We start from the raw sequence: 22,978 nt of genomic DNA, 5'->3' as shown, positions 1-22,978 counted from the left end.
CGAGTTCAACACAGGCAACGCGGCTAGCTACAGTGTTGCCGTCCGTGTCCGGCGAAGACACAGGAGGCCGCGTTTGATCGTGTTCGGTGATCGTGTCGTCTGTTCCGCCGTCGACCTGGTGCGCGCGGCGCAGTGTGAATTCGAGTTGCTGCGTGCCCTCGATACCGAACTGGGCACCATCGCGGGCACGGCGGATGTGGCGCCGGATCATGCGCAGCGCAGCGCATTCGACGATGCGCGCGCACGCAGGCTCGCGGACTTCCGTGATCGGTTCGGCAGTCGGATGGTGGAGATCCATTGCGCCGCGCACGATCCGGTGGCCGAGCCCGAAAGCTATATCGCCGCGTTGCGGGCCGCCAATGCCGAGACGGTCGCGGCACTGCGGGCCGGTGCGCACGTAATCCACGGCGCCACCTTCTTCGACGGAAAACTCGTCTGTACCAGCGATTTTCTGATTCGGGCCGGTCATCGGGTGCGCTATACCGTGCACGGCACCGCGGCGGGACCACCGGATCGGATCGCCGCGGCACTCGAACTCGCCGCCTGCGCCGACGCTTTGGACCGCAGCGGCGCACTCACCGCTCCCCTGGTTCGTTTGCACCTGGACGAGAACAGCGAGACCCTCGCGCTCACCGACCTGCTGCCGGTGTATCTGGCTCGGCGCGGTCGGGTGGAACGGATCATCGATGACAAACTGAGCGAGTTGCTGCCTGTGCAGTGGGGCGATCCGCGCTATCTCGCCTGCGGCCGCTGCCCGACATGCACCAGCGCGATCGCGGCGGCACGCGACCTGCTGCTGGTCGCCGGTATGCCGCGCACCGCGCGGGCCAGATTGCGCGAGGCCGGGGTGAGCACCATCGACCGGCTGGCGAGCAGCACCGCGACCGTGCCCGGCCTCACGCCGCGCACCTTCGACGCATTGCATCGCCAAGCCGAAATCCAGCTGGCTCGAGAAGATTCCGGTCGGCCGACCCACAGGCTGGTCGACGCGATCGCGCTCGGCGCGTTGCCGCCGCCCTCGCCGGAGGATCTCGCATTGACCATCGAGGAGGACTCATCGGGTCGGCTGCTCGGTATCGAGGTGGGCGGCGACGGCACGGTCCAGCTGGCCTTCCGCGCCCCTTTCGGCGCGGCGCGCGCACCGTTCCAGGCGATGACCGATATCGCCGACGAGGAGGCCGGGCAGCGGCGCGCTTTGGCCGAGGTGCTCGACTTCGTCGCGCAAAGGTTGCGGATGTATCCGGATATGCGTGTGTACCACTACACCTCCGGCGTGCGCTCGGCGCTGCTGCGATGGACCGGTCGGTACGGGGTCGGTGAGGAGATCGTCGAGGATCTGCTGCACGCGGGTGTGCTCGTCGATCTGTATCCGATCGTGCGCAATGCCCTGCTGATCGGGGAACGCTCCTATCGGCTGAGTCGACTGCGGCGGCTACTGCCGAATGCCGCAGGCCAGGAACGCGATTGCGTCACCGTGCTGCGGCTACGCGACTGGCTGCTGGATCGGGTCGCCGAACGGCGCGTTGGCTCGGATGCGGTGCTCCTGGATCGGGCGAGTTCGTGGTGCCTGGTGCCGAGTCCGGAGGAGCCCGATCCGCTGCCGCCGTCGCGGCCGTCGTCGATCGAGGCGGCGCTCGCGGAATTCGCGGCGGCACAGGGCGAGCCACGCCATCCCGCGGCATTGATGGCGGCGGCGCTCGGCTATCACCGGCGCGAACGGCAACCGCTGTGGTGGGCGCATGCCGACCGGCTCAGTCATCCGGTCGACGAATGGGCCGACGCGCCAGGGGTATTGGTGGCCGATTGGGGCACGGTCGACACCAAATGGCATCGCAGCCCACACCAGCCGACCATGCGCAGATACCTCACGCTGACCGGACGGATCGGCATCGGCTGGGGCGGCCGCGATACCGCGGGCGGGGCCGCGACCGGCTCGGTGCTGACGCCGGGCGCCACCGTTTACACCTTCTACGATCAGCCGGTCGCCGCCGGGATGATCACCGCCGTCGGCCGCCGCGCGACCGCCACCGCGACCGTGCTCGGCTGCTCGGTGGACGCGAACTTCGACGACACCGTGCGGCTGGAGGAACTGCTACCACACGGCTGCGAACCCTACGACGAGCTGCCGACCGCGATCGCCCCGGGCCTGCCCGCCTGGGACGAGAATATCGAGACCGCGGTCGAATACGCCGCACAGCAACTGCTGATGGCGCTACCGGAGATCCCGGCGGGCGCGGTCTTCGATATCCTCGCCCGCCGACCCCCGCGCCTGCGGCGTGCCGAGCGGCTACCGGATGTGCACGGTGACCATGCGGCGGCCATCACGGCCGCGCTGCGCGACCTCGACGATTCCTACCTCGCGGTGCAGGGCCCGTCGGGCACCGGCAAGACCTCCACCGTCGCCAGGGCGATCGAACGTCTGGTCACGCGGCACAAGTGGCGCATCGGCATTGTCGCGCAGACGCATTCGACGGTGGAGAGCCTGCTCGACATGATCGTCGCGATGGGCGTGCTACCGGAACTGCTGGCCAAGAAGGATGTCGAGGCGGTGGCGCCGGAGTGGTCGGTGATCGACGGCACGCGTTATCCGCGGTTCCTGGACAATGCGGTCAACGGCTGCGTAGTCGGCGGTGTACCGGCCGATTTCGCCGATGACGAGGTGGTGCCCGGCGACAGTCTCGACCTGCTGGTGATCGCCGACGCGGGCCGCTTCCCACTCGCCGATACCGTCGCCGTCGCGGTGAGTGCGCGCAAGCTGCTGCTGGTCGGTGATCCGGCGCCCTCGGCGGCGCGCAGCTCGCATCCGGAACCGGTCGACGAATCCGTGCTCGGATGGCTCACCGAGGGCCGCGACACCCTGCCCGCCGACCGCGGCTACTTCCTGGACCGCACCTGGCGGATGCACCCGTGTATCTGCGATCCGATCTCCCGGCTGTACTACGACAACCGGCTGCGCTCCAACGAAACCGTCACGCTTGCGCGGCAGTTGGAGGGCATCGAACCCGGCGTGGAGACGGTGCTGGTGGCACACAGCGGCGATTCGACCGAATCGATGGCCGAGGCCCGCGAGGTGGTCCGCCGGGTGCGTGCCCTGCTCGGGGTCTCGTGGATGACCGGTGCGATGACACGACGGCTGCATCCGCACGACATCCTCGTGGTCGCGCCCTACAGCGCCCAGGTCGGACTGATCCGAACGCTGCTGGCCCGGGCCAAGATCGAGGATGTGCTGGTCGGCACCGCCGAGCGATTCCGCGGTCGGGAGGCGGCGGTGGTGCTCATGTCGATGACCACCTCCAGCCCCGCCGACGCGCCCTATGGTATGCGATTCCTGCTGTCGCGCAGTCTGGTTCAGGCGACGCTGTGTCGGGCCATGTGGAAGGCTGTCATCATTCGGTCACCATTGCTCACCGAATATCTGCCGAGTGCGCCGGACGATCTATCGGATCTGGCGACATTCCTGCGACTCAGCTGAATATTTCTTTCAGCATTTGCTCGGTTTCTGACCGAAATATTCAGTCCGAACCGGTTGGTTCTTTTAGTGGAATTCGATCTTGAAATTGCGTTCCCGCGCAATTCGCAATTGGCAGCCGGCTCAGCCGAAGCAGTTGCCTTCACCGCGATAGGTGGGCACCGTTGTCCGCGTGCCGGCCGCATCGACCAAGTGGACGTGGTCGAACCGCTCGCACAACTCCCCGGCCTTGGCATGCCGGAACCACACTCGATCGCCGATCCGCAGTTCGGCGGCCCCCGAGAGCGGCGTCTGCACTTCGCCCGCGCCCTCGGTGCCGAGCAGCTTCAAGCCGGTGGGCCACGTCGGCTTGGGCACCCGCGCCGCCCCAGCCGGTCCGGAGGCGATGTACCCGCCCGCGAAAACCGTTGCGATGGACGGGGTCGGCTTGCGCAATACCGATGTGGCGAAGAACAGCGCTGGGCGCGGGGTGAAGGCGCGGTAGTGATCGAACAGCGTCGGCACGTACAGCCCGGAGCCCGCGGTCACCTCGGTGACATCCGGATCGGTGACGCTGACCTCGACAGATCCGGAGCCACCGCTGTTGACGATCTCCAGCTTGCCGACCACCGAGCGCACCGCGTCCAGAACCCGTCTGCGCCGCTTGCCGATTTCGGCCGCCGAGGCCCGCTTCACCAGGCGCACAGCGATATTGGAGTCGGGCAGTCCGGCGATCTGCGCCTCATAGGTCATCACGCCGACTACGTCGAATCCACGGTTCACGGCCTCACGCGCGAGCGCCGCGGCCTGTTCGGGAGTACGCACCGGCGAGCGCCGAACCCCCAGGTGCAGCGGTCCGATTCGCAGTGAGGCGTCCACATCGAGGCAGATCCGGGGCCGCACCAGATCGGTGCCGACCGCGGCGCGGATCAGGTCCAGTTGCGCGACATCATCGACCATCAACGTAATGAATTGGCGCAGCGTGTCATCGGTGCCGAGTTCGGCGAGCGCCGCGCGGTCGACGGTCGGATAGCCGAGCAGCACATCGCGCGCGCCGAGGCGGACCAGCCAGATGGCCTCCGCCAATGAATAGGACATGATGCCCGCGAAGCCGCCGGACGCGGTGAGTTCGGCGCCGAGCACCTCTTCGAGCACCGCGCGACAGCGCACCGATTTACTCGCGACTCGGATGGGCACCCCACCCGCACGACGGACCAGGTCAGCGGCGTTGGCGCGCAGCGCGGTCAGGTCGAGGGCGGCCAGCGGCGGGTCCAGCTCGGCCGTGGCCGCATGCAGTGCGACAATCGGCGACGTGTCGGTCACCGGACCCACTCAACCACCAAGCTGGTCAAACGTCCAGTATTGTGGGAATCAGTCTTCGGCGGCCCGGGCGGCCAGGCTGCTGACCAGGTCGTCCAGCACGACCAGCATCGTTTCGTCATTGCAATCCGCGAGCCAGCGCAGCACCGTGCCCTGCAGCATCGAGACCACGTAGGCCGCGATGGCATCCGTCGGCTCCAACCACTGCGCACCCGAACGGTCGGCGCAGAGATCCAGGAAGCTCGCGACCTCGGAGTCCATCTCTTGGAACAGAGCCGCGGCCTGCGGGTCGGCGACACAGTCGGGCCGCGCCTCCCACCGTTCGGCCAACTGATGCGCGGTCGCCTCGTACATGCGAGCCTGCTCGGCCGGAGCCGCCTTGACCAACGGCCAGTACGCACTCACACCGGCATGCAACAGCACCCGAAGCGCTCGCACTCCGGTGAAATCGAGCGAGGCGGCCGCCTTCTCGACGGCCTCGCAGATGGTCGGCCGCAGCCTGACCACCGCTATTTCTCCACGTACGCTCAACGACGACTCCCTCGAGGAAAGAACTCGCGCACCCTCGTCGGCGCGACTCGCTGAACACGACAGGCGGCTCTCACGAATCCCCCGTCAGGGAATTTCCTGGATGCCCAGTCCAACATTCATCAATGGTAGAGGGTTTCCAGGGTTTAAGAACGGGTTCGTCGGGTATTTCCAGACTGGAAGAATGTTTTGTTACCCAAACGGAATCCGGCCGCGATCGAGCGGAGTTCACCGGAATCGCCTCCCAGGACCTCACTCTCGCGTCTGCCCCACACAAAGATGACCATCGATGAGACTACGGTACGTAACGGTACCGCTCCGGTGTCCTGTGGCGGATCCCACACCAATACCTCGCAAACTGGACGGCCGACGGTTCCGCGATCGACACCGTGCCGACACCGCGAGGTAGCTAGCCTGGACCGGTGACTCTCTCGCCATCGGCCGACCAGTTCTATCTCACCGGCACGTTCAACTTCCGCGACGTCGGCGGGCTGCGCACCTCCGACGGTGCGCGGATCCGCCCCGGCGTGCTGTTGCGCTCGGCCCAGCTGAGCGGCCTCGACCTGCCCGGACACGCGATCCTGCGCGAACTCGGCGTCACCGATGTCTTCGACCTGCGCGGGCCGCGCGAGATCGAGCACATCGGCCACGACAATCTGCCCGAGAGCGTGCGACTGAATGTCACACCGTTCGACTCCCGGATGACCGAGGCGCCGCCGCACGATGCGCAGACCGACGCCGCCTTTCCACACATGCTCGAGGTCTACCGCGACTTCCCGTCCCGGCCCGAGGCCAATGCCGCGATCATCGCCATCGCCGAGACGATCGCCAACGGCGACGGCGCGGTGCTGGTGCATTGCGCTGCGGGTAAGGACCGCACCGGGTGGGCGATCGCGACCCTCCTGCGCGCGGTCGCGGTCGGCGAGGCCGATGTGCTCGCCGACTTCATGACCAGCAATGACGCCGTCCCCGCGCTGCGCGCCATGATGGCGCCGAAACTCACTGCGGGAGCCGAACTTTCCATCGATATCCTCGGCGTGCGCGAGGACTATCTGCGCATCGCGACGGATACGGTGCACGAAAGCCACGGTGACTTCGAGACCTACCTGACCACCATCGGATTCACCGCCGACCTGCGCGAGCGATTGCGCGAGCGCATGCTCGAGTGAGTCACCCCGCCTGCGCCCGCTCACGCCGGACCAGACCGTCGGCGTCGATGCTCACCTGATCGCCGGTGTGGAACCAACTTCCGGTGAAGCGGTCCGCGGTGGTCTCGGGATCGTTCCAGTAGCGGTGGGTGACATTCGGTCCGCGACACAGCAATTCGCCGTGTCCGGTCCGCGCCTGCGGCCCCCAGAGCGCCAATTCGGTACCGCCGAAGGGGAATCCGAGCACCGGATCCGCGCCGGGCGCGGGATCGGTGTCGTCGTCGACGACCAAGCCGATGCCGCTGGTTTCGGTCGCGCCCCAGACCGACCACCGCCGCGCGGCCGGGAACATATCCCGCAGCGGGGCGGCCAGGTCCGCGGGATCGGTGGGATCGGCGGCACGTTCGCCGCGATGCCCCGCATTGCTGACCCGGACGATGCCCTCGGTACACAATCCCTCGGTGCGCAGCACCACGAGTTCGGGCAGCAGGCGGGCGAAGATGCGCGGTGTCGCGGAAACCATATCGATCCGTTCGGAGACAATGGTTTCCGCGAGACTGCGACTATCCGGCGCGAGTACGACAGTGCCGCCGACCGCGAAAGTCGGCAGCAGCTGGTCCACACAGCCGCTCGCGTGCGCCAGCGGCAACAGCACCAGATTGCGCAGTCCATCGATCGGCAGATCCAGCGCCGCGACTACGGAGCGGATCGCCGAGAGCAGATTTTCGTTGGTCAGCTCGACGCCCTTGGGCGCGACCGTGGCGTTGACCGGACACGGCCCGGTGCCGCTGGTGTAGCAGAGCAGTGCCAGATCGTTCAGGGCCGCACCGTCATCGATGAAGGCGGCGCCGTCGGGCAGTTCGTCGCTGCCGCCGCCGAGTACGAAATCGGTACTGCTGTCGGCCATCACCCGCTCGGCCACCGCATCGGGCAGGCCGTCGTGCACCAGCACCGGGACCGCGCCGCTGAGCAGCGCCCCGAGGAAGGCCTGTACCCAGCGCGCGCCCGTCGGCATGTGGATGGCGACCCGGTCGCCGTAGCCGATGCCGTGTTCCTGCAGACCGCCCGCGATACGGGAAGCGGAGTGCCACAGTTGCCGATAACTCAGCCGGGGGCCGCCGATCTCGACGACCGCCTCCCTGGTCGAGAAGGCATGCACCTGCAGATCCAGTAGTTCGGTCAGCGCAGGGTTGAGATTGCCGTAGCGCAGCACCCCGTCGGCGCCGCGGGCCAGCGGCGCATCGCAAGCATGCGGACGGTTGAGTGGATATTCGACCAGGAACTGCGACATGGGTCCTCCGCGCACGCCTCGAGCCTGCAGGCTCTTGCGACTATATGACGCGAGTCACATTTTCGTCGGCATAGGCGGTGAACTCGCCGACGCTCGTTCAAGCGCGGGGCTGATGGCGGACTTCGTCCGACAGCGCCCGATTATGCGGTGAACGTGTCCCGGCTGTCACCGACCGGTGTAGGTCGCCTTCCCAGGGCCGACCTCCAGGAAGCTGCGCACCGCGCCGCGCAGGTCCGCCGTGTCGAACAGCGCACCGGACACCTCCGGCGTCACCGAATCCGCGTGCGCCACACCGCCGGATCGCCACGCCTCGATGATCTGCTTGGTCGCGGCATGCGCCCGAGTCGGGCCCTGGGCCAGGCGATTCGTCAAGTCCTTCGCGGCGGCATCGACATCGTCATGGATGGCGTTGACCACGCCCCATTCGGCCATGGTCGCGGCGTCGTAGAGGTCGCCGGTCATCACGAACTCGCGGGCGCGGCCCGAACCGGCGCGCTCGGCCAGTCGCTGTGGCCCGCCCATCGACGGCGTAAGGCCGACGACGGTCTCCACCAGCCCGAATTTCGCCTTCGGCGCGGCCAGGATGATGTCGCAAGCCAGCGCCATTTCGAAGGCGGCGGTCAGGGTCAGGCCGTGCGCGGCGAAGACCACCGGACACGGCAGCGCCTCCAGCGGATGGATGATCTGCGCGAACAGGGTGCGCCACAACGCGGCGCCCTGGTCGACTGTCAAGCCATCGAAGACGTGCACATCGACACCACCCGAGACCAGCTTGCCCTCGGCCCGCAGCAGCATCGCGCGCGGCGGATCGGCCGACAGCTCGGCGAGATCCTCGACGAGCGCGTCGAGCATCGACTGGTCGAACAGATTCAGCGGCGGATTGGCCAGGGTGAGGATCGCGATCTCGGCGCCGCCATCGGTGGTTTCCCGGATCAGCCTGGTGGCCTTGGTATCACTCATTCGGCAAGAGTAGGCACACCCACTCCGACGGCTGTCATCCCCGGGCTCCCCCATCCCGACGGCGGGCATCCCTTCAGCCGTCGATCTGCGAGACTAGGCGAGTGACCAAGTCGGTATCGGAAAACGGCTCCTACGTCGAAGCCAGTGAGTTCAAGCGGGATACGAATTACATCACCACACGCATCACCGCTGATGGCCGCGACGGGTATCCGGTCGAGCCGGGCCGCTATCGCCTGGTCGCGGCGCGGGCCTGTCCGTGGGCCAACCGCACGCTGATCGTGCGCAGGCTGCTGGGACTGGAAGACGTCATCTCACTCGGTTTGTGCGGGCCGACGCACGACAGGCACAGCTGGACCTTCGATCTGGATCCCCGTGGGGTGGATCCGGTGCTCGGCATTGCCCGGTTGCGTGACGCCTACCTTGCGCGATTCCCGGACTATCCGCGCGGCATCACGGTGCCCGCCGTCGTGGATGTCCTCACCGGACAGGTGGTGACCAACGACTACGCGCAGATCACCCTCGACTTCTCCACCGAATGGACCGAACTCCATCGCCCCGGCGCGCCGCGGCTGTACCCGCAGGAGCTACGGGCCGAGATCGACGAGGTGAACCTGGCCGTCTTCCGTGATGTCAACAACGGCGTCTATCGGTGCGGATTCGCTGGTACGCAGGAGGCGTACGAGGCAGCCTACGATCGGCTCTTCGGTCGGTTGGACTGGCTGTCCGAACGGCTCGCCAACCAGCGCTACCTGGTGGGCGACACCGTTACCGAGGCAGATGTACGGCTGTTCACCACGCTGGTCCGCTTCGATCCGGTCTATCACGGACATTTCAAGACCAACCGCTCCAAACTGACCGAAATGCCGGTGCTCTGGGCCTACGCGCGCGATCTGTACCAGACACCCGGATTCGGTGACACCATCGATTTCGGCCAGATCAAAGAGCACTACTACGTGGTCCACGCCGATATCAACCCGACCCAGATCGTGCCCAAGGGGCCGGAGCCGACCAACTGGCTGACCCCGCACGGCCGAGAAGCGCTGGGCGGCAGGCCATTCGGCGACGGCACCGCGCCGCCACCGCCACCGCTCACGGAAAGGGTCCCTGCCCTGCGCGAACCGGCATGATCGAACCGACACCGGGTACACCCACCCCGCCGGCGCAGCCGGCTGCCATCCCCCATCGGGAACCCGGCCGACCGGGTACATCGTTGTCATGACGAGTTGATGGCGGCCGGTGCAATAAGGTCGTTGGCGTACGGGCGGAAGAGGAGGATATCGCCGTGTTCAAAGGCACGTTCGAGAAGACGGTGGTCCAGCTACTCGATACCGGGTCCCGCCTGCAGGCGCCCGCGGTCGCCAAGTACGTGGACCGGCTGCGGCGTTCGCATCCCTCGGAGAATCCCGCGCAGATCATCGAGCGGCTGGAGCACCAGTACCTGCTCGCGGTCACCGGCAGTGGCGGTGCGGTCGGCGCGACGGCCGCGGTGCCGGGAGTCGGCACCATCGCGGCGCTCGCGGCGGTCAGTGCCGAGACCACCTTCTTCATGGAGGCGTCCGCGGTGTTCACGCTGGCCGTCGCGGCCGTGCACGGCATCTCCCCCGAGGACCAAGAGACGCGGCGGGCGCTGGTGCTCGCGGTCGTGCTCGGTGAGAGCGGGATGGAGATCGTCGAGAAGACGGTCGGTCATTCGGCGAAGAACTGGGGCACGCTGTTCGCCAATAGGATTCCCGGCCTGTCGAGCATGAACGACTCGCTGCTCAAGCGATTCATCATCCGTTTCATCACCAAGCGGGCCGCATTGATGGCGGGCAAGGTGGTGCCGGCCGGTATCGGAGCGGTGATCGGCAGCGTCGGCAATCGGGCACTCGGTAAGACCACGATCGGCAACGCGCGCAAGGCATTCGGACCCGCGCCGGTGACCTGGCCCGCCGATCGGCAGCTCGTTATCGACGCCGACCCGCTGCCGGCCCTGGATCCGGTCAAGCCGCAACCGCCGACCACGCCACGATGAGCGCGGGCCGACCGCTCGCCTTCTCCGTCCGCGGCTTGACCAAGCGCTACGACCTGGTCACCGCGGTCGAAAACGTGAGCTTCACCGTGCCGTCCGGTACTACCGCCGCCCTGGTGGGCCCCGCGGGTGCGGGTAAATCGACGATCCTGCGGATCCTGCTCGGTCTACACCAGCCGACCTCGGGAACCGCCGCGGTCGGCGGGCCGGGCTCGCGGCGGCGCGACGGATCCGCGGTTGTCGTCGGCGCCATGTTGCAGCCACGTGGGCAGCATCCGGCTCGTAGCGCACGTGATCATCTGCTGGTGTATGCGGCAGCCGCGGGAGTAGCGGCCGCGCGGGTCGACGAGGTCATCCAGTTGGTCGGCCTCGGTGAGTTGGCGAAGACACGGGCGGGCGAGCTGTCGGACGGATCGCAGACCCGGCTGGCCTTGGCGACCGCGCTGCTGGGCGACCCGCAGCTGCTGATTCTCGACGAGCCCTTGGCCGGTCTGGACGCGGCGGAACGCGCCTGGCTGGCCGACATCCTGCGGCGGCACACCCGTCGCGGTGGCTCGGCCCTGTTGTCCAGCGAAAGCCTCGCGAACGTGATTCCGATGGCGGACAACATCATTGTCGTGAGCGAGGGCTCGGTGGTCTATCAGGGCACCCCCGCCCGGCTGCGGCGCGGACACCCCGATCGACTGGTCGTCGCCGCATCGACCCCGATCGCACTCGCGACCATGTTGGCCGCACAGGGCTTCACCGATGCGGTGATCCGCCCCGACGGACGCCTCGCCGTCGCCGAAGCGACCGAAGCGCAGATCCGCACGGCGGCGACGGCGGCCGGTGTGCGCGTGGACAATATCGCCGCCGACCAGATCCATCCCGACCGAGTGCTCGCCTCGTTGGTCAAACCGACCCGCCCACCCCAGCCCGCCCCCTACGCCGGGATCGCACCGCAGCAACCGACCCCCTACGGGATTACACGATGATCGCCGTTCTGCCGCCGGACCTCGTTCCGGCCGTCAATTCCGAGGTCCGCAAGGTCAGCACGCTGCGCGCCAGCAGAATCCTGGCCGCGCTGATTCCCGCCGTCGCCCTCGTCGCGAGCACGGTGACCGTACTGCTCGCCGGACCCGCCGATCCGAAATCCAATCCGGCCACGGGCGCGGCGACCATCGGGCTCTATGTCGGTCTCGCGGTCGCGATCGTGCTGGCGGGCGCCTTCGGCGCGGCCGGTGCGGGAGCCGAATACCGTTACGCGACAATGCCGACCACCGCCCTGTTCACCGCCGACCGGGACCGGCTCGTCGCCGCGAAGTTCCTCGTCACCGCGGGCTGCGCCCTGGCAGCGACCTTCGTCGTCGAACTCATCGCCTTCGCCTGCCTGCTCGGTTTCGGCCGTGGCAAATTCGACTTCGGAGTACGCCTACTCGCTGTCCTCGGCGGCGGGCTGCTCGCCGCGGTCTGCTGGTCCCTGATCGGCGCCGGCCTTGGCCTGCTGCTGCGCACCTCCACCACGGCGGTCGTGGCGATGCTCGGCTGGCTGGTGATCATCGAACCGCTGATCTGGGTCGTGGCCAAGGCGATCGGTTTGGCCGGAGTGGTCACCGTCCTGCCCGGTTCCGCCACCGTCAGCACCGTCGCCGTCGGATCCTTCAAAGACAGCGACTTCTTGGCCCCCACCCCCGCTGCCCTGGTGGTCCTCATTCTCTGGACAATCGCCGCCGCGGGCGGTGCGTGGTGGTTGCTGCGCTCGCGCGACATCTGATCCGGCCCCGGCCGCGGGGAACAAACAGCGGTGCGGCACGTGTCATTACCGTCGGTACCAGCACGACAAGACGGGGTGAGCAGCGGAGTGACCGAGCGCGATATGGGTTGGATGCGCAGATTGTGGGCCGAGTGTTGGGGCCATCGGGGAACGGTCACGGGCATCGCGATCGCATTGGCGGCCGGAGCACTGGTCGAGATCTCCGCGCCACTGCTGACCAAGCGGGCGGTCGATGCGGCCGGAGTCGGTGACACCTCCATTATCGGGACCATCGCGGCCCTGCTCGCCCTTGTCGCATTCGGCCGCTTCTCGGCAGCCTTCGGACGCCGTATGTTGGCCGGACGGCTTTCCCTCGACGTGCAGCACTCGCTGCGTGTGAGTCTGCTCGCCTCGCTGCAGCGACTGGACGGCGTCGGGCAGGACGCGCTGCGCACCGGACAGGTGGTGTCGCGTTCGATCACGGATCTGCAGTTGGTGCAGGGCCTTTTGGCGATGACGCCGCTGTCGGGGTTGGCATTGCTGGAGTTCCTGCTGGCCGCCGCGGTGATGGTGTGGCTGTCGCCGCCGCTGGCCGCCGTCGCATTGCTGGTGGTTCCGGCGATCGCGGTGCTGGTGTATCGGATGCGGCCCCGCCTGTACGCGGCAACGTGGTCGGCGCAGCAGCGAGCCGCCGAGGTCGCCCAACATGTCGAAGAGACCGTCACCGGCGTCCGGGTGGTCAAGGGCTTCGGGCAGGAAGCCAGGATGGTGCGGGTACTGGAGGAGCGCGGGCGCGTTCTCTACGCCGAGCGCATGCGCGCCGCCAAGATCAATGCGCGCTTCGCCCCCGTGGTGACCACGATTCCGCAAGCCGGACTGGTCGCGGTGATCGTTGTCGGTGGGCTGCTCGCACTGTACGGCGTCATCGGCATCGGCACCTTTCTCGCCTTCTCCGCATACGTCACCACCATGACCGTCACCACCCGCACCATGTCCTCGGTGGTGATCATGGCCCAGCTGACCAGGGCCGCCGCCGAGCGCGTCTTCCAGGTCATCGACGCCGCCCCCGAAATCGCCGACCCGCCCGCTCCCGCCGAGCTTCCCGATGGGCCCCTTGGCATCGAAATCGATTCATTGACGTTCGGATTCGAGCCCGCGCAGCCCGTCCTGCGCGACCTCGATCTCACCGTGCGGCCCGGCGAAACCGTTGCCATCATCGGGCCCGCAGGCTCTGGAAAGTCCACGCTGTCACTGCTTCTTCCCCGCTTCTACGCTCCGGAGTCCGGCACCATCCGCCTGTTCGGATCCGCGGAAGCCACTGAGCGGGTGGATATCGCCGACCTGCGCGCGTCCGATCTACGCGGCGCGGTCGGAGTGGTGTTCGACGACCCGTTCCTGTTCAGCGACACCATCGCCGCGAATATCGCACTCGGCCGGTCGGCGGCCACCGATGCCGAAATCCGCTATGCGGCAAAGCTTGCCGCGGCCGACGAGTTCATCACCGAACTCACCGACGGCTACGACACCGTGGTCGGCGAACGCGGATTGACGCTCTCCGGCGGGCAGCGGCAGCGAATCGCTTTGGCCAGAGCGCTATTGGCGCGGCCACGGATCCTGGTGCTCGATGACGCGACCTCCGCGGTCGACGCGGTGACCGAGGCGGTCATCTTCGAGAAACTGCCCGATGCGGGCGGACGCACCACACTCATCCTGGCGCATCGGGAATCCACACTGGCCCATGCGGATCGGGTGATCCGGCTCCCCGGCCCGGTCTCATACGCCACCGACGAAGCCCGCAGCGCTGACACCCCACCGTCAGCCGACTTCGGACGCGTCACCGCCGATCCCGGACGCATCAGCAGTAGTGGCGGGCGTAGCACCGCCAGCAGTCGGGAACACACGACCGATTCCGGATACGCCGCCACCGACCCCGGACGCATCACTACCGATCTCAGGCGCGCCACTGCCAGCGGACCCGGGCGCACCGCCACCGGTTTCAGCCGAACCACAGTACCGACCAGCGGCCCAGGCGGATTCTCCGGTGCCGCAGCCGATCTGAGTGAAACCCCAGAATTGCGCCGCACCATCGAGCGTCTGCCACCGGCGACCGAAGAACCCGGCCTGGACGACGAACAGCTGCGCCAACCCGATCCCGGATTCCGGCTCGCTCGACTGTTGCGTCCGGTGCGCTGGCTGGTTCTGACCGTAATCATCCTGCTCGCACTGGATACCCTCATCGGCGTCGCCTTCCCGCCGATCGTCCGCTATGCCATTGATTCCGGTGTGAGCGAACATGATTCAGGCGCACTCGCCCGGGCCGGAGCGCTCGGCGCGGTGTTGGTGGTGCTCGGTCTCGCGGTGGGCGCGGCGACCACCGTCCGCACCGCCCGCAGCGGCGAACGCGTCCTCTACCGCCTCCGTGTGCGCAGCTACGCCCATCTGCAACGGCTGGGATTGGACTACTACGAGCGCGAGCTTTCCGGTCGCATCATGACCCGGATGACCACGGATGTGGACGCACTCTCGACCTTCCTGCAGACCGGCGTCGCGACCACTCTGATCGGCGCACTCACCCTGGTCGGTATCGCAGTGGCGCTATTGGTCATCGACGCCTCGCTGGCCGCGGTGGTGCTGATCGCGCTGCCGCCGCTGCTGGTGGCGACGGCACTGTTCCGCCGCGTCTCCGCCACCGCCTACACCATCTCGCGCGAACACGTCTCGACCGTCAACGCCGATTTCCAGGAAAACGTCGCCGGTCTACGCGCCGTCCAGGCCAACCGGCACGAGCCGGTCGCCGCCCGCCGCTTCGCCGAATATTCGGATCGCTACCGCGCCAGCCGGATGCGCGCCCAGCGCGCGATCGCCATGTACTTCGCCTTCGTCATCGCCTGGGCGGATCTGGCGCTGGCCGCGGTCGTGTACTTCGGCGCGCGCGAAGTCGCCGAGAACACCACCACCGCGGGCACACTCATCGCCTTCGTGCTCTACCTGCAGCTGCTCTTCGGCCCGATCCTGCAGTTGTCCCAGGTTTTCGACGGCTACCAGCAGGCGCGCGTCGGCCTGCGCCGCATCGGCGACCTGCTGCGCACCCCGTCCTCGATCGCCGCCGATCCACCGGAGGCGATCGCGATCGACCACGGACTGCGCGGCGAGGTCGTCCTCGACGACATCCGATTCCACTATCCGAGCACCGAGAAGCCCGCCCTCGACGGAGTGTCACTGCGGATTCCGGCCGGATCCACGCTGGCTTTGGTCGGACCGACCGGCGCGGGCAAATCGACCATCGTCAAGTTGCTGGCCCGCCTCTACGATCTGCCCAGCGACAACCCGGGTTCGATCGTCGTCGACGACATAGACATCCGCGACTATCGCCTCACCGACTACCGCGCCCGGCTCGGCATCGTCCCCCAGGAAGCTCACCTCTTCACCGGCGACGTCGCCAGCAACATTGCATTCGGGAAACCTTCCGCGACCGAAGCGGAGATCGCGGCGGCCGCCACCGCGGTCGGTGCGGCCGACATGATCGCCGCGCTACCGCAGGGCATGCGTCATCCGATCGGCGAGCGCGGTCGGGGCCTGTCGGCGGGCCAACGCCAACTGATCGCACTCGCCAGGGCTGAACTGGTCCGTCCGGATCTGCTGCTGCTCGACGAGGCCACCGCCACCCTCGATCCGGAGACCGAGGCATCGGTGCTGGTAGCGAGCCGATCGCTGACGCGCGGCCGGACCACCGTCGTCGTTGCGCACCGACTGGGCACCGCCGCGCGAGCCGATCGGATCGCCGTCGTGGAACGCGGACGAATCGCTGAAATCGGGCCGCACGACACATTGGTTGCGGCCGGCGGTCGCTATGCCCAGCTCTGGGCGGCGGCCAGCGAAACGGGGGGAATATTCTCGGGTGAAGACGGGTCGTCATCTTTGGGATCGGGGTTGTCCGGTGGTCAGTCGATTCACTGATTTGCTGCTGGGCCTATCCTCGACAGAGGGCGCATCGGCGCGCATCCGCTGATCCCCGTGCCGGGCACGTCACAAACGTCGCAGCGCGAAGAACGAAATGAGGCGAACACCTGCTGTGAGCAGCTCAACTTCCCAGTTCGGACAGAACCAGTGGCTAGTCGATGAGATGTATCAAAAGTACAAACAGGATCCATCTTCCGTCGATGAGAGTTGGCACGAGTTCCTCGCCGATTACACGCCCGAAGTCCCGGGTGATTCCGGTAACAACAGCGCCGCGCCCGCGGCCGCGCCCGCGCAGGTGGCCACCCCGGCACCGGCCCCCGCGCCGGTGAACGCGGCCCCCGCCGCTGCGGCCCCCGCCGCTGCGACCCCGGCTCTGGCAGCGCCCGCGCCCGCCGCACCCAAGCCTCCCGCGCCCGCGAAGCCCACCACCCGCGCGCCGCAGACGACTCCCGCACCGACCTCGAACGCCGCGCCCACTTCCGGCGCGCCGAAGGCCGCCGACACCGCGACCGACGAGGCGAAGGTCCTGCGCGGCCCGGCCGCCGCCGTGGTCAAGAACATGTCCGCGTCGCTGGCCATCCCGACCGCGACCAGCGTGCGCGCCATTCCGGCGAAGCTGATGATCGACAACCGCCTGGTCATCAATAACCACCTGGCCCGCACCCGCGGCGGCAAGATTTCCTTCACCCACCTGCTCGGCTACGCGATCGTGCAGGCGGTCAAGTCCTTCCCGAATCTGAACCGGCACTTCGCCGAAATCGACGGCAAGCCGAACGCGGTCACTCCGGCACACACCAACCTCGGTCTCGCCATCGACTTGGCGGGCAAGGACGGCAGCCGCTCGCTGGTCGTCGCGGCCATCAAGGGCTGCGAGGCCATGACCTTCGGGCAGTTCCACACCGCCTATGAGGACATCGTGCGCCGCGCCCGCGACGGCAAACTCGGCATCGACGACTTCACCGGCGTCACCATCTCGCTGACCAACCCGGGCACCATCGGCACCGTGCACTCGGTGCCGCGGCTGATGCCGGGCCAGGGCGCGATCATCGGCGCGGGCGCGATGGAGTACCCCGCCGAATTCCAGGGCATGAGCGACGAGCGCATCAACGAACTCGGCGTCGGCAAGCTGATGACCCTGACCTCGACCTACGACCACCGCATCATTCAGGGCGCGGAGTCCGGCGACTTCCTGCGGACCATCCACAACCTGCTGATCAGCGACGAGTTCTACGACGAGATCTTCCACGGCCTCGGCGTGCCCTACGAGCCGGTGCGCTGGCGCAAGGACGTCAAGGAACGCGGCGTCGACAAGAGCACCCGCGTGCTCGAGATGATCGCGGCCTACCGCAACCGCGGCCACCTGATGGCCGACACCGACCCGCTGCGGCTGGTCAAGGACAAGTTCCGCAGCCACCCCGACCTCGATGTCACCCAGCACGGCCTCACCCTGTGGGACCTGGACCGCACCTTCGATGTCGCGGGCTTCCACGGCCAGGAGCGGATGAAGCTGCGCGATGTGCTCTCGGTGCTGCGCGATGCCTACTGCCGCCACGTCGGTGTGGAGTACACCCACATCCTGGAAACCGAGCAGCTGCAGTGGATTCAGGAGCGGGTCGAGCAGAAGCACGTCAAACCGACTGTCGCACAGCAGAAGTACATCCTGAACCGGTTGAACGCGGCCGAGGCCTTCGAAACCTTCCTGCAGACCAAATACGTCGGGCAGAAGCGCTTCTCGCTCGAGGGCGCCGAAGCCGTCATCCCGATGATGGACGCCACCATCGACCAGTGCGCCGAGCATTCGCTCGACGAGGTCGTCATCGGTATGCCGCACCGCGGTCGCCTCAACGTGCTCGCCAATATCGTCGGCAAGCCGTACTCGAAGATCTTCACCGAGTTCGAGGGCAACATGAACCCGGCCGCCACCCACGGCTCCGGCGACGTGAAGTACCACCTCGGCGCGCGCGGCACCTACCTGCAGATGTTCGGCGACAACGAGATCGAGGTCTCGCTGACCGCCAACCCCTCGCACCTCGAGGCGGTCGACCCGGTGCTCGAGGGCCTGGTACGCGCGAAGCAAGACCTTTTGGACAAGGGCGACGGGCCGGAGGGCTTCTCCGTCATGCCGCTGATGCTGCACGGTGATGCCGCATTCGCGGGTCAGGGTGTGGTCGCGGAGACGCTGAACCTGTCGGGGCTGCGCGGTTACCGCGTCGGCGGCACCATCCACATCGTGGTGAACAACCAGATCGGCTTCACCACCGCACCGGAGAACAGCCGCTCCACCGAATACTCCACCGATATCGCGAAGTTCATCGGCGCGCCGGTCTTCCACGTGAACGGTGACGACCCGGAGGCCTGCGACTGGGTGGCGCGTCTGGCGGTCGACTTCCGCCAGAAGTTCCGCAAGGACGTCGTGATCGACATGATCTGCTACCGGCGTCGCGGCCACAACGAGGGCGACGACCCGTCGATGACCCAGCCGTACATGTACGACGTCATCGACACCAAGCGCTCGGTGCGCAAGGCCTACACCGAGAGCCTGATCGGCCGTGGCGACATCTCGCTCAAAGAGGCCGAGGACGCGCTGCGTGACTACCAGGGTCAGCTGGAGCGGGTCTTCAACGAGGTTCGCGAGTTGGAGAAGTACGTCCCGGAGCCGAGCGAATCGGTCGAGGACGACCAGCAGGTGCCCGCGACGGTCGTGACCGCCGTGGACAAGACCGTGCTGCAGCGCATCGGCGACGCCTTCCTCGGTGTCCCCGAGGGCTTCAATGTGCACCCGCGGGTCAAGCCGGTGCTGGAGAAGCGGCGCGAAATGGCGTACGAGGGCAAGGTCGACTGGGCCTTCGCCGAGTTGCTGGCCTACGGCACGCTGATCGACGAGGGTCGCGCAGTGCGCCTGACCGGTCAGGACTCGCGTCGCGGTACCTTCACCCAGCGTCACTCGGTGATCATCGACCGCAAGACGGCCGAGGAATACACCCCGCTGCACAACATCGGCAGCTCCAACCCGGGTTGGTTCGCGGTGCACGACTCGGCGCTGAGCGAATACGCTGCCGTCGGCTTCGAATACGGCTACTCGCTGGGCAACCCGGACGCACTCGTGTTGTGGGAAGCGCAGTTCGGTGACTTCGTCAACGGCGCGCAGTCCATCATCGACGAGTTCATCTCCTCCGGTGAGGCCAAGTGGGGTCAGCTGTCGGAGGTCGTGCTGCTGCTGCCGCACGGTCACGAGGGTCAGGGCCCGGACCACACCTCCGGTCGCATCGAGCGCTTCCTGCAGTTGTGCGCCGAGGGCTCGATGACGGTCGCCGTGCCGTCCACCCCGGCGAACTACTTCCACCTGCTGCGCCGCCACGCACTCGACGGCATCCGCCGTCCGCTGATCGTCTTCACCCCGAAGTCGATGCTGCGCAACAAGGCTGTGGTCTCGGACCTGAAGGACTTCACCGAATCGAAGTTCCGCTCGGTCTTCGACGAGCCCACCTACGAACAAGGCGTCGGCGACCGCAGCAAGGTCAAGCGCGTCCTGCTCACCAGCGGCAAGCTCTACTACGAGCTGGTCGCCGAAAAGGCCAAGCAGAAGCGCGAAGACGTGGCGATCGTCCGCATCGAGCAGCTCTACCCGCTGCCCAAGTTCCGCCTCAACGAGGCGCTTGCTGGTTACCCGAATGCGACGGATATCGCCTGGGTCCAGGAGGAACCGGCCAACCAGGGCGCTTGGCCCTTCTTCGGTCTGAACCTCCCCGAACTCCTCCCGGAGCGTTTCACCAAACTCCGCCGCATCTCCCGCCGCGCCATGTCGGCCCCCTCCTCGGGTTCGTCCAAGGTGCATGCCGTGGAGCAAGCCGAAATCGTCGCCGAGGCCTTCGAGCCGACCGCGTAGTTCCTCGTTGACCCCGACGCCGGGCCGAATCTCCGCTCCCCAGAGTGATTCGGTCCGGCGTTGCTCGTGATAGCCAGTTATTACCGCGGGGCAGGTGGCGCTCCAGCGCTGCCTGCGGCCGGATCGGGGTCGGAGCGCGAAGCTGGGGTGACGCCTGGGATTCGGTCTTGTACCACGAAGCTCGCTCGGGTTCGGATGGGGGCGCCGGGGTGGCGGATGTAGGGGACGGTGCGGAAGTCGGTGTGCCACAGGGTGTGATCGAGGTGGACTCGGACGTAGCCGCGTTGGGAGTTGAAGAATTTCATGTCGGGGTTGGCGGCCAGCAGGTTGCGGCCGGTGGGGTCGACGTCGGCGCCGTCGCCGCCGGTTGTTATCGATGTGCCGGTGAATTCGGCTGCTACGACTGGGGATTCGGGAGTGCTGTAATCGGGCCGGAGGTCGGCGGCGTAGTTGTGGTGGCGGTCGCCGGTGATGACGACGAGGTTGTGGATGTCGCGGTCGGCGGCGGTGGCGAGGACGGTGTTGCGGTCGGCAACGTAGGCGTCCCAGGCGTCGGTGCCGAAATCGGTCCCGGGGCCGGGGTCGTAGTCGGATTCGGCCATGGCCACCTGGTTGCCGAGGATCTGCCAGCGGGCGGTGGAGTGGGTGAGGCCGTCGAGCAGCCAATCTCGTTGTGGTGCGCCCAGTATCGAGCGGTCGGGCGAAAGTCTGCCGGGGCAGTCGTCGCCGATATTGCCGTTTCCGCAGGCTCCGCCGGTGCGGTATTGGCGGGTATCGAGCATGGTGACGTCGGCGAGGTCACCGAAGCTGTAGCGACGGTGGATGCGCATGCTCGGGCCGGACGGCAGGGCCGCGATGCGCAGTGGCTGATGCTCGTACATCGCTTGGAAGGCTGCGGCTTTGCGGCGGCGGAACAAGGCGGGGATGCGGTAGATGTCCAGACCGAGGCCGGGGTGGTCGGTGAACCAGTTGTTGTCGATCTCGTGATCGTCGAAGGTGACGAGCCAGGGAAAGGCGGCATGTGTGGCGCGCAGCGGTTGTTCGGCCTTGGCTTGGGCGTAGCGGAGCCGGTAGCCAGGGAGATCGACCGCTTCAACAGCCAGATACGGCTCCACCGACATGCCCTCGCGACCACGGCTCCAGCCGCGTTCATAGATGTAATCCCCGAGGTGCACAACGAAATCGAGGTCTTCGGCGCTCATATGCTCATAAGCGGTGTAGTAGCCGGAGGTCCACGATTGACAGGACGCGAACGCGAATCGCATTCGCGCGGTGGGCTGCCCCGGCGCAGGTGCCGTTCGGGTTCGACCGACCGGCGAAATCGCCGAGCCCGCCCGAAATCGATAGAAGTACCAGCGATTCGGCTCGAGTCCGCCGACTTCCGGGTGCACGGTATGTGCGAGTTCACGAGTCGCGACCGCACTTCCTCGCGCCACCACATCCTGGAAATGCTCGTCGTGCGCGACCTCGTAATCAACGGTTACCGGATGCTGCGCCATCCCCCCGAGCCCGTCCGGCGCCAACGGATCCGGCGCCAGCCGCGTCCACAACACCACCCCGTCCGGCAGCGGATCCCCCGAAGCCACCCCCAACGTGAACGGATCCCCCAACCATCGCGGCGCCCGAAACCGCCCACTGCTCGCCGCGGACGCCCCAACCAATACCGCAACCGATCCAGCGGTACCGAACCGCAACAGCTTCCGCCGCGACAAACCCATACGTCAGGGTATCCCCACCATCGCCGCCGCCGGCCGGTCTGCCGAGTCCACCGTGACGATGCTGCACGCTCGCATCAAGTAAGCATGGCACTCTGTAGCGGACACCCTCTCACAGGTGTCGTAATGCGTTTGCCGATGGCGGCGTTGAGAGCATCCAGTTCGGCCAGCACATCAGTCGCGGCCCAGATGCGATTGCGTGGCGACTTCAGCTTCGTTTATACATACGCAGCTACGGGCCTCGTTGTTGCCGTTTATGCAGTCTTCCAGGAGTGCTCGAAACACGAATCGCGCGGCGGCTCACCCTCGTAGCGCGGCGGCGAGTGCGGGGTTCAACGAAAGCGCCAGGGCGAGTAGGGATTCGACCAGCAGGTCCACCAGCTGTTCGCGGGTGATGGTTTCGTGGCGGAGCCAGGTGAGGGTGGCTTCCTCCACGAAGGCGATCCAGCCGCGCATGGCGAGGATGAGGCGGGGGCGGTCGGCGTCGGGAATGTCGACGGGCACTTCGGTCAGGATGATGTCGATGATGACGTTGCGGGTCTGGTCGACGAGTGGGAGCACCTCGGCGCTCACACTCGCCGGGCCGCGCAGCAGCGATACGTACGAATTGCGGTTCTCGCCGACGTACTCGATGTAGCGCTCGATCGAATCGCGCAGCATGTCGAATACCCCGAGGGTGCGGTCGGGTTCGACGTGCTCCAGCAGCTCGGCGTTGGCATGGCGGACTATCGCCAGTTGGAAGTCCTGTTTGGTCGGAAAGTAGTGGAAGAGCAGGCCGCGGGAGATCCCCGCTTCCCCAGCGATTTCGGTGATCGAGATGTCTTCGATGGCGCGGTCCCCGAGCATCTTCGCGCCCAGCGTGATCAGTTGTCGACGGCGCTCATCCGGGCTGAGCCGGGTGCGCTTGACAGTTCCTCCGGTGCCTCGACTACTCACGGGCCCATCTTACTGAACGCTGCTCAATACTGTTGACTCATGC

General features: G+C 67.0%; 14 protein-coding genes. 8 read left to right on the top strand and 6 right to left on the bottom strand.

The features are described 5' to 3' along the window. The first annotated feature begins 79 nt into the window (after nt 1-79). Entirely contained in the window at nt 80-3,472 is a 3,393-nt protein-coding gene (locus tag ACQPXH_RS07570) for an AAA domain-containing protein (RefSeq protein WP_433603356.1), read from the top strand. Nucleotides 3,473-3,592: 120 nt separating this feature from the next. On the opposite strand, the gene ACQPXH_RS07565 is transcribed toward ACQPXH_RS07570, so the two are convergent. Together ACQPXH_RS07565 and ACQPXH_RS07560 are read right to left on the bottom strand one after the other, a co-directional pair. After that, entirely contained in the window at nt 3,593-4,780 is a 1,188-nt protein-coding gene (locus ACQPXH_RS07565) for an amino acid deaminase/aldolase (protein ID WP_433601581.1), read from the bottom strand. A gap of 39 nt (nt 4,781-4,819) precedes the next feature. Beyond that, a complete protein-coding gene (locus tag ACQPXH_RS07560) occupies nt 4,820-5,299 on the bottom strand; it encodes a TetR family transcriptional regulator (protein ID WP_433601580.1) in 480 nt (159 codons plus the stop codon). A 419-nt stretch (nt 5,300-5,718) separates the two neighbouring features. Between ACQPXH_RS07560 and ACQPXH_RS07555 the strand changes: the two genes are divergently transcribed. After that, nucleotides 5,719-6,465 carry a tyrosine-protein phosphatase gene (locus ACQPXH_RS07555; RefSeq protein WP_433601579.1) on the top strand — a complete coding sequence of 249 codons (747 nt, stop codon included), beginning with the start codon at nt 5,719-5,721 and terminating at the stop codon, nt 6,463-6,465. Nucleotide 6,466: 1 nt separating this feature from the next. Here the strand turns inward: ACQPXH_RS07555 and ACQPXH_RS07550 are convergent, their stop codons facing one another. Beyond that, the gene (locus ACQPXH_RS07550) at nt 6,467-7,750 is read right to left on the bottom strand and encodes a class I adenylate-forming enzyme family protein (protein WP_433601578.1); all 1,284 of its coding nucleotides are present in this window, start codon (nt 7,748-7,750) and stop codon (nt 6,467-6,469) included. 150 nt (nt 7,751-7,900) lie between these two features. Continuing rightward, on the bottom strand, nt 7,901-8,695 hold the full coding sequence (locus ACQPXH_RS07545; protein ID WP_433601577.1) for an enoyl-CoA hydratase/isomerase family protein: 795 nt from the start codon (nt 8,693-8,695) through the stop codon (nt 7,901-7,903). Between the two features lie 101 nt (nt 8,696-8,796). On the opposite strand from ACQPXH_RS07545, the gene ACQPXH_RS07540 reads away from it, so the two are divergent. From ACQPXH_RS07540 to ACQPXH_RS07515, 6 genes are all read left to right on the top strand, one after another. After that, nucleotides 8,797-9,822 (top strand): glutathione S-transferase family protein, encoded by a 1,026-nt coding sequence (locus ACQPXH_RS07540; RefSeq protein ID WP_433601576.1) that lies wholly within the window; start codon nt 8,797-8,799, stop codon nt 9,820-9,822. Nucleotides 9,823-9,977: 155 nt separating this feature from the next. Next, complete coding sequence (locus tag ACQPXH_RS07535) at nt 9,978-10,709, top strand: hypothetical protein (protein ID WP_433601575.1); 732 nt, start codon at nt 9,978-9,980, stop codon at nt 10,707-10,709. After that, on the top strand, nt 10,706-11,680 hold the full coding sequence (locus ACQPXH_RS07530; protein ID WP_433601574.1) for an ABC transporter ATP-binding protein: 975 nt from the start codon (nt 10,706-10,708) through the stop codon (nt 11,678-11,680). Before ACQPXH_RS07535 ends, ACQPXH_RS07530 begins: the two co-directional genes overlap by 4 nt. Next, the gene (locus ACQPXH_RS07525) at nt 11,677-12,459 is read left to right on the top strand and encodes an ABC transporter permease (RefSeq protein ID WP_433601573.1); all 783 of its coding nucleotides are present in this window, start codon (nt 11,677-11,679) and stop codon (nt 12,457-12,459) included. The genes ACQPXH_RS07530 and ACQPXH_RS07525 overlap by 4 nt, the downstream gene beginning before the upstream one ends. Nucleotides 12,460-12,561: 102 nt before the next feature. Then, a complete protein-coding gene (locus ACQPXH_RS07520; protein ID WP_433603355.1) occupies nt 12,562-16,395 on the top strand; it encodes an ABC transporter ATP-binding protein in 3,834 nt (1,277 codons plus the stop codon). A 166-nt stretch (nt 16,396-16,561) separates the two neighbouring features. Continuing rightward, on the top strand, nt 16,562-20,284 hold the full coding sequence (locus ACQPXH_RS07515; protein WP_433601572.1) for a multifunctional oxoglutarate decarboxylase/oxoglutarate dehydrogenase thiamine pyrophosphate-binding subunit/dihydrolipoyllysine-residue succinyltransferase subunit: 3,723 nt from the start codon (nt 16,562-16,564) through the stop codon (nt 20,282-20,284). Between the two features lie 80 nt (nt 20,285-20,364). Here the strand turns inward: ACQPXH_RS07515 and ACQPXH_RS07510 are convergent, their stop codons facing one another. Continuing rightward, on the bottom strand, nt 20,365-22,002 hold the full coding sequence (locus ACQPXH_RS07510) for an alkaline phosphatase D family protein (RefSeq protein ID WP_433601571.1): 1,638 nt from the start codon (nt 22,000-22,002) through the stop codon (nt 20,365-20,367). 297 nt (nt 22,003-22,299) lie between these two features. Beyond that, nucleotides 22,300-22,935: a TetR/AcrR family transcriptional regulator gene (locus ACQPXH_RS07505; protein ID WP_433601570.1), complete on the bottom strand. Its 636-nt coding sequence runs from the start codon at nt 22,933-22,935 to the stop codon at nt 22,300-22,302. Nucleotides 22,936-22,978: the final 43 nt, after the last annotated feature.

The sequence above is a fragment of the Nocardia sp. CA-135953 genome, assembly GCF_050955735.1.
Classification (GTDB): Bacteria; Actinomycetota; Actinomycetes; order Mycobacteriales; family Mycobacteriaceae; genus Nocardia.
The sequence above is the reverse complement of the archived record's forward strand: the minus strand, read 5'-3'. Positions and strand labels throughout refer to the sequence as shown.